This window comes from Cognatilysobacter lacus (genome assembly GCF_008274655.1).
Classification (GTDB): Bacteria; Pseudomonadota; Gammaproteobacteria; order Xanthomonadales; family Xanthomonadaceae; genus Cognatilysobacter; species Cognatilysobacter lacus.
The window spans coordinates 1-7,002 of record NZ_VTRV01000142.1; the positions used below are offsets into that span (position 1 = coordinate 1).

Annotated in this window: 8 protein-coding genes; 4 read left to right on the plus strand and 4 right to left on the minus strand. The window is 69.3% G+C overall.

Annotation, left to right across the window (positions count from 1 at the left end; translation table 11 throughout):
• Together FW784_RS11340 and tldD are read left to right on the plus strand one after the other, a co-directional pair.
• The coding region (locus FW784_RS11340; protein ID WP_328592725.1) for a YhdP family protein at positions 1-925 on the plus strand (925 nt) is incomplete at its 5' end.
• Positions 926-994: 69 nt separating this feature from the next.
• A complete protein-coding gene (tldD, locus tag FW784_RS11345; RefSeq protein ID WP_149353454.1) occupies positions 995-2,452 on the plus strand; it encodes a metalloprotease TldD in 1,458 nt (485 codons plus the stop codon).
• Between the two features lie 18 nt (positions 2,453-2,470).
• Here tldD and yjgA read toward each other — a convergent pair whose 3' ends face one another.
• A complete protein-coding gene (yjgA, locus tag FW784_RS11350) occupies positions 2,471-3,046 on the minus strand; it encodes a ribosome biogenesis factor YjgA (protein ID WP_149353460.1) in 576 nt (191 codons plus the stop codon).
• An 84-nt stretch (positions 3,047-3,130) separates the two neighbouring features.
• On the opposite strand from yjgA, the gene pmbA reads away from it, so the two are divergent.
• The gene (pmbA, locus tag FW784_RS11355; protein WP_149353455.1) at positions 3,131-4,510 is read left to right on the plus strand and encodes a metalloprotease PmbA; all 1,380 of its coding nucleotides are present in this window, start codon (positions 3,131-3,133) and stop codon (positions 4,508-4,510) included.
• 61 nt (positions 4,511-4,571) lie between these two features.
• Positions 4,572-5,045, plus strand: coding sequence for a DUF4870 domain-containing protein (locus FW784_RS11360; protein ID WP_268890910.1), 474 nt, complete (start codon positions 4,572-4,574; stop codon positions 5,043-5,045).
• Positions 5,046-5,109: 64 nt separating this feature from the next.
• Here FW784_RS11360 and FW784_RS11365 read toward each other — a convergent pair whose 3' ends face one another.
• The 3 genes from FW784_RS11365 to tilS form a co-directional block, all read right to left on the minus strand.
• On the minus strand, positions 5,110-5,988 hold the full coding sequence (locus FW784_RS11365; RefSeq protein WP_149353456.1) for a polyprenyl synthetase family protein: 879 nt from the start codon (positions 5,986-5,988) through the stop codon (positions 5,110-5,112).
• Positions 5,981-6,244 carry an exodeoxyribonuclease VII small subunit gene (locus FW784_RS11370; RefSeq protein WP_149353457.1) on the minus strand — a complete coding sequence of 88 codons (264 nt, stop codon included), beginning with the start codon at positions 6,242-6,244 and terminating at the stop codon, positions 5,981-5,983. The genes FW784_RS11365 and FW784_RS11370 overlap by 8 nt, the downstream gene beginning before the upstream one ends.
• An 83-nt stretch (positions 6,245-6,327) precedes the next feature.
• Positions 6,328-7,002: tRNA lysidine(34) synthetase TilS (gene tilS / locus FW784_RS11375; protein ID WP_149353458.1), on the minus strand; the 675-nt coding region annotated here is incomplete at its 5' end.

Here is a 7,002-nt window from a genome sequence, read left to right on the forward strand (position 1 = left end):
CAACACGGCTGCGGCGCCGGTCGCTCGCGCTCGAACGCCGGCGACGCGTGCGTCCGCATCGGTCGCATCGACGGATCCCGCGAAGATTCCAGCGCTGGCGATCGATGTCGACGACCTGCGCATCGGCGCCGCGCAGTTGGGGTCGGCGCGGCTGCGTTCGCACCCGACGGCGGCGGGCCTTGTGCTCGATCAGTTCAGCGCGCGCGGTCGCGCACACCGGCTCGAGGCCTCGGGCGAATGGTTCGGGCGCGGTGCCGCCGCGCGCACGCGAATCGCTGCAGTGATCGACAACCAGGACTTCGGCGCGCTGCTCGAAGGGTTCGGCTTCGGCGGCCGCCTCGGTGGCGGCAAGGGCAATGCGCGTCTCGATGCAGCCTGGCCCGCGGCGCCCGCGGATGTTTCGGTGGCGAGCCTGCAGGGAACGCTCGCGCTCGACGCGCGCGACGGCCGGCTTCTCGAAATCAATCCGGGCGCGGGCCGCGTGCTCGGCCTGCTGAGCCTTGCCGAGTTGCCGCGGCGGCTCACGCTCGATTTCCGCGACTTCTTCGACAAGGGTTTCAGCTTCAACCAGCTCGGCGGCAACATCCGCTTCGCCGGCGGGCTGGCGCGCAGCGACGACCTCGCGATCAAGGGGCCGGCCGCCGAGATCCGCATCCGCGGCGCCGCCAACCTGCGCACACAGACCTTCGACCAGACCATCGAAGTCCGCCCCAGGTCCGGCAACCTGCTGACCGCGGTCGGCGCGATCGCCGGCGGCCCCGTGGGCGCCGCGATCGGCGCGGCCGCGAGCGCAGTGATGGCCAAGCCCTTCGCCCACTTCGGCGCGAAGACCTACCGCGTCTCCGGCCCGTGGAGCGAGCCCAAGGTCGAAGTGATGACACGCGACCAGACGCGCGCCGTCGCCGCGGAGGCGCCGGCCGGTTGAGGCCGATCACGCGCGCCCGCATATAGTTCGATCGCGCCACGCGCGCCGCGCCTTTCGATGGATGTCCCGATGACGACTTCGCTGCAGACCGCCGAATCACGACTGCTCACGCCCGCCGGCCTCAACCTGGCGTCGCTCGACCAGGCGCTCGGCGCATTGCTCGGCCCCGGCGTCGACTTCGGTGATCTCTACTTCCAGCACGCGCGTCGCGAGAGCTGGACAGTGGAAGACGGCATCGTCAAGGACGGTGCGCACTCCATCGAGCAGGGCGTCGGTGTTCGCGCGATCAGCGGCGAGAAGACCGGGTTCGCGTATTCCGATGAAATCGATGCCCGCGCGTTGCTCGACGCATCGAACTCGGCGCGTGCCATCGCGAAGGGAACCGTCGTGGCGACGGACGCGATAGCGCGCGACCGCCCGCTCGTGCGCGGCGGCGGTCGCGCGTTGTACGCGGCGTTCGATCCGATCGATGCGCTCGGCAACGAGGAAAAAGTGGAAGCGCTGCGTCGCCTCGATCGACTGCTGCGCGCTGCGGACCCGCGCGTGAAGCAGGTGACGGTCAGCCTGTCTGGCGGTGTCGACACCGTCATGGTGGCGCGCAGCGATGGCCTGGTCGCTGGCGACGTGCGCCCTCTCGTGCGGCTCAACGTGCAGGTGATCGTCGAACACAACGGCCGCCGCGAGCAGGGCTATGCCGGCGGCGGCGGGCGCTACGGGTACGCCGAGTTGCTGGGCGGCGAGCGCCCGGAGCATCTGGCGCGCGAGGCGCTGCGGCAGGCGCTGGTGAACCTCGACGCGGCCGACGCGCCGGCCGGCGTGATGCCGGTGGTGCTGGGTAACGGCTGGCCGGGCGTGCTGCTGCACGAAGCGGTCGGGCACGGACTCGAAGGCGACTTCAACCGGAAGGGCACGTCCACCTATGCCGGCCGCATCGGCCAGCGCGTGGCGTCACCCGGCGTCACGATCGTGGACGACGGCACGCTCGAAGGCCGCCGCGGTTCGCTCAACATCGACGACGAAGGCACGCCGACCCATTGCACCACGCTGATCGAGGACGGCGTGCTGGTGGGCTACATGCAGGACAGCCTGAATGCGCGACTGATGGGCATGTCGCCGACCGGCAACGGGCGTCGCGAATCGTTTGCACACCTGGTCATGCCGCGCATGACGAACACCTACATGCTCGCCGGGCCGCACGACCCCGAGGAGATGATCCGTTCGGTGAAGCGCGGCCTGTATGCGGTGAATTTCGGCGGCGGCCAAGTGGACATCACGTCGGGCAAGTACGTGTTCTCCGCGACGGAGGCCTACATGATCGAGGACGGCCGCGTCACGCATCCGGTGAAGGGCGCGATGCTGATCGGCAACGGCCCGGAAACGATGCAGAAGGTGCGCATGATCGGCAACGACCTCGCGCTGGACGAAGGCGTGGGTGTATGCGGCAAGGACGGGCAGAGCGTGCCGGTCGGCGTCGGCCAGCCGTCGCTTCTGATCGACGGGATCACCGTGGGCGGCACGAAGGCCTGAGGATTCGCGCGTGCCGCGTCATTCGTCCGCGTCGTCGAGCCCCGCGTCTGCGTCCTCGGGATCGGCGTCATCCGCACCGCCCAGCATGAGCGCGCGAAGTTCCCGGAACAGCTCGCGGAATGCGCGGGGCGGCTTACCGCGCTTCTTGTCGTCCTGCGCATTGCGCACGAGCTGGCGCAGGCGCTGGCGATCGGCGTCCGGATGCATGGCCAGCAGTTCGGCAAGCGCGTCGTCGCCGTCGTCGACCAGCTTGATGCGCCATGCTTCGACGCGATGGATCGCGGCAACTTCGGCGCGCGAGGCGTCGCTTTTCTCGTCGAGCGCGTCGCGTATCGCCTGCAGTTCCTGCTCGTCGAGCTTGCGCATCTGCTTGGCGAGGAACGCGAACTGTCGCTTGCGCGCGACGTTCGAGGTGATTCGACGCGTGTCCTCGACGTGCGACAGCGTCTCTTCCGGCACCGGCACCCGCGCGAGTTCGGCCGGCGTCAGCTCGACGAGGGCATGGGCCAGCTCAAGCACGCCCAATGCCTCGCGGCGCTGCTGGCTGCGGCTGGGCCCACGGAATTCACCACTTTCATCGTCGCGACCGCGCATCTTCGATAATCCCGCGCGCGACACCGTCGCCACGCACTGCTTCGTCCGCGCATCGTCGCGGACTCGAGTCGCAAGGATAAGACATTGAACGCCACCGCCACTTCGCCCGCCCTCCATGACGACAGCCACGAGCGCCTCCAGGCGCTGGGGGACCTCTCGCAGCGCCTGCTCGACCTTGCACGCAGCCGCGGCGCGTCCGAGGCCGAGGTCAGCTGCTCCGAGGAATTCGGGCTGAGCATCAACGTGCGCATGGGCGAGGTCGAAACCGTGGAGTCCACGCGCGATCGCGGCATCGCGGTCACCGTGTACTTCGACAAGCGCAAGGGCAGCGCGAGCACGGCCGACCTGCGCGAGGAGAGCTTGCTCGCCACGGTCGAGCAGGCGTGCGCCATCGCCCGATTCACCGAGGACGACCCGGCCGCCGGCCTTGCGGACGCCGGGCTGATGGCACGCGACCTGCGCGAATTCGATGGCTGGCATCCGTGGGACATCGACGCCGACCAGGCGATCGATCTCGCGCTCGCCTGCGAGCAGGCCGGGCGCGATGCGGATGCGCGCATCGAGAACTCCGACGGCGCGTCGCTCAGCAGCGGCCGCAGTCTGTCGGTCTACGCGAACTCGCACGGCTTCACCGGCGGCGACCGCGGCACGCATCATTCGCTCGGCTGCGCGCTCATCGCCGGCCGTGGCGACTCGATGCAGCGCGACGGCTGGTACACGTACGGGCTTGCGGCGGCCGACCTCGAACTGCCGGCGGCCGTGGGCAGGCATGCAGCGGAGCGCGCGGTATCGCGACTGTCGCCGCGGCAGCTGCGAACCGGCGAATACCCCGTGTTGTTCGCCGCGGAAGTGGCGCGTTCGCTGATCGGCCATCTCATCGGCGCCATCTCCGGCGGGGCGCTCTACCGCGGTGCCAGCTTCCTGGTCGACAGCATGGGAACACGGCTGTTCCCGTCCTGGTTCTCGATCGAGGAGAAGCCATTCGTGCCGCACGGCCTTCGCTCGGGCGCGTTCGACGGCGAAGGCGTGGCGACGCGGCAGTCGCCCATCGTGGCCGGCGGCGTTCTCGAGCGTTACGTGCTCGGCAGTTATTCGGCGCGCAAGCTCGGCCTGCGCACCACGGCCAATGCCGGTGGCGTGCACAACCTCGACGTGCTCGCCAATGCCGGCGGCTTTGACGACATTCTCGCGCGCATGGGGCGCGGACTGCTGGTCACCGAACTCATGGGCCACGGTGCCAACACCACCACCGGTGATTACTCGCGCGGCGCAGCCGGCTTCTGGGTCGAGGACGGCAAGCTGCAGTACCCGGTGGATGGCGTCACCGTCGCCGGCAACCTGCGCGAAATGTTCCAGCGGATCGACGCCGTCGGCACGGATATCGATCCGCGCTCGCACATTTCGACCGGTTCAATCCTTGTTTCGCGGATGACGGTGGCCGGTGAAGTGACGGACGGCAGTTGACCGCGTGTTCCGCTGCGGTAAGAGTGCGGCACATACCGCCTGACACCGCTGGAGAGACACCATGAGCGACATCGACCAACCGTCCGGAGAACCCACGCCGCCGAATTATTCGCAGACGTCGGTGCCGCCTCCGGCCTCGGCATCACCGCATCCGAGCGGCATCAGCGCCGAAGAGCGGCAGTGGGCGATGTTCGCGCACCTGGCCGCGATCGTCGGCGGCATCGTCACCGCCGGCTGGGCAGCGAGCCTCGGCTGCGTGCTCGGCCCGCTGGTGGTGTGGCTCATGAAAAAGGAAACCATGCCGTTCGTCGATGATCAGGGCAAGGAAGCGCTGAACTTCAACATCACCGTGGGGATCGTGTTCCTGGTGCTGTGGATCCTTACGTTCATGACGCTCGGCATCGGCATCCTGCTTACCGGCCCGATCATGCTGCTCGTCGGGCTGGCGTGGCTCGTCGTCAGCATCATGGCGGCCATCAAGGCCAACGAGGGCGTCGCCTACCGCTATCCGTTCGCGCTGCGCCTGGTGAAGTAGGCGCGTCGATCCTGCAGGAAAAAAAGGCCCGGGCAGACCGGGCCTTTTTCTTTGCGCGGCCAGCTCAGTGCGTACGCGTGGCGGTGTAGTTCGCGAGCGACCGGAGGCTTTCGGCGCGGGCGTCGAAGTCGGCGAGCGCGCTTTGCATCTGGTTCTGCAGTCGTGACAGCTTGAGCTTCGACGCTTCCAGGCCGAGCAGCGCGGGGAACGTCGCCTTGTCCTGCTGCGCGTCCTTGCCCGCCGTCTTGCCGAGCTGCGCGGTGTCGGCTTCCACGTCGAGGATGTCGTCGCGCACCTGGAAGGCCAGGCCGAGCGACAGCGAGAACGCGTCGAGGCGTTGAAGCGCGCGCGAATCCGCCCGCCCGACGAGCGCGCCCATGCGCACCGACGCGCGGATCAGCGCACCGGTCTTCAGCGCGTGGACGTGCTCGAGCGCGCTGGCCGTGATGTCGGCGCTGCGGCCGGTCGCATCCAAGTCGAGCGCCTGCCCACCGCACATGCCGGCGGCGCCACTGGCCTCTGCCAACGTGCGAACCAGCGACAGTGCGACGTCGGCGGCGACAGGCGCTTGCGCGAGCACATCGAACGCGAGCGACTGCAATGCGTCGCCCGCAAGCACGGCGGTGGCTTCGTCGAAGGCGACGTGCACGGTGGGCTGGCCGCGCCGAAGCGCGTCGTCGTCCATGGACGGCAGGTCGTCATGCACGAGCGAGTAGGCGTGGATCAGTTCGACAGCGACGCCCGCAGCGAGCAGCGGAATTTCGCCGGCGTCGAACAATGCGCCGGTAGCGAGCGTCAGCAACGGGCGCATGCGCTTGCCGCCGAGCAGGACGGCATGCCGCATCGCGGCGTTCAAGCGTCGTGGGGCATGCGGCAGGTCGAGCGCCTGCGCCAGCGCGGCATCGATGCGGCCGCGCCAGACGTCCAGACGGGCGTCAGGCATCGGGGCCGGGGGCGTCCGGATAGGGCTGGGCGCTGGCCGGATCCTGCGGGTCGGTCAGCAGCCGCACGCGCATCTCGGCTTCCTCGAGCGCCGTCTGGCAGCGTCGATAGAGGCCGACGCCTTCCTCGTACGCGGCAAGCGACTGGTCGAGGCTCATGTCGCCCTGTTCCATTTTCTCGACGAGGTTTTCGAGCGCGTCGAGCGAGCGTTCGAAGTCGGCGACGGGCGAGGGCTCGGGCGTGTCTTTGCGTGGCATGGCTCAAGTGTGGAGGCGGGCGCGCCGCAGGGTCAATGCGTCGAGAGTCTGAACGGCCGCGGTTGCGTCCAGGTGACGCCGCGTCATGCGCCTTCCGGACGAATCCATTCAAGGCGCGCCCCGGCCGTTTCCAGGCAGGCCGTGAGAGACGCGCAGACGACGACGTCTCCCGCAGCGAGGACGTCGTCTCCATCGACCAGCAGGGGGAGGTGTTCGCGCGTCCAGGGCGGCACCTCGAGATCCTGGAGCACGTGCTTCAGGGCATGGCCGTGCTGGCGACCGGGCAGGCGGATGCGCTCGCCACCGCGACGGGCGCGGACGCGAACCGTCGGCGGCAACGCGAGCGGCGGTTCGATCATGAGTTGGCCGCCGTCGGGAAGGCGGACGGGCGCCAAGCCGTCCCAGGCGATCTCCACCGACCGGTGAAGGATCGGGCCGCGACGCGAGGCGTGCAGGCGGCCGCGCCATGCGCGAACGCTGGCGTCGTGCCAGTCGAAGCGGGGCTGGGCATCGGCGCGCGCATGCAGCAGGTCGTCGTCGATGCGCGCGAGGCCGGGCGAGGGCAGCGGAGGCAGTCCGAGCGACGTGATCCACGCGCGCAGGACACGATGTCGCCGGGCCGGAACGAGCGCAAGGAGTGCGGCGGCAGACAACGTGTCGGCGCGCTCAAGCGTGCATGCGTCGAGCGCGACGACGTCGTCGGCGTGCAACAGGCCCGTGGCGGCGCGTGCGTGCACCGCGGACGTCGACAGCGCCGA

What these genes read in the sequence shown, in the direction of transcription:
- tldD (WP_149353454.1), top strand. Translation starts at nt 995, where the DNA reads ATGACGACTTCGCTGCAGACCGCCGAATCACGACTGCTCACGCCCGCC.
- yjgA (WP_149353460.1), bottom strand. Translation starts at nt 3,046, where the DNA reads ATGCGCGGTCGCGACGATGAAAGTGGTGAATTCCGTGGGCCCAGCCGC.
- FW784_RS11360 (WP_268890910.1), top strand. Translation starts at nt 4,572, where the DNA reads ATGAGCGACATCGACCAACCGTCCGGAGAACCCACGCCGCCGAATTAT.
- FW784_RS11365 (WP_149353456.1), bottom strand. Translation starts at nt 5,988, where the DNA reads ATGCCTGACGCCCGTCTGGACGTCTGGCGCGGCCGCATCGATGCCGCG.
- FW784_RS11370 (WP_149353457.1), bottom strand. Translation starts at nt 6,244, where the DNA reads ATGCCACGCAAAGACACGCCCGAGCCCTCGCCCGTCGCCGACTTCGAA.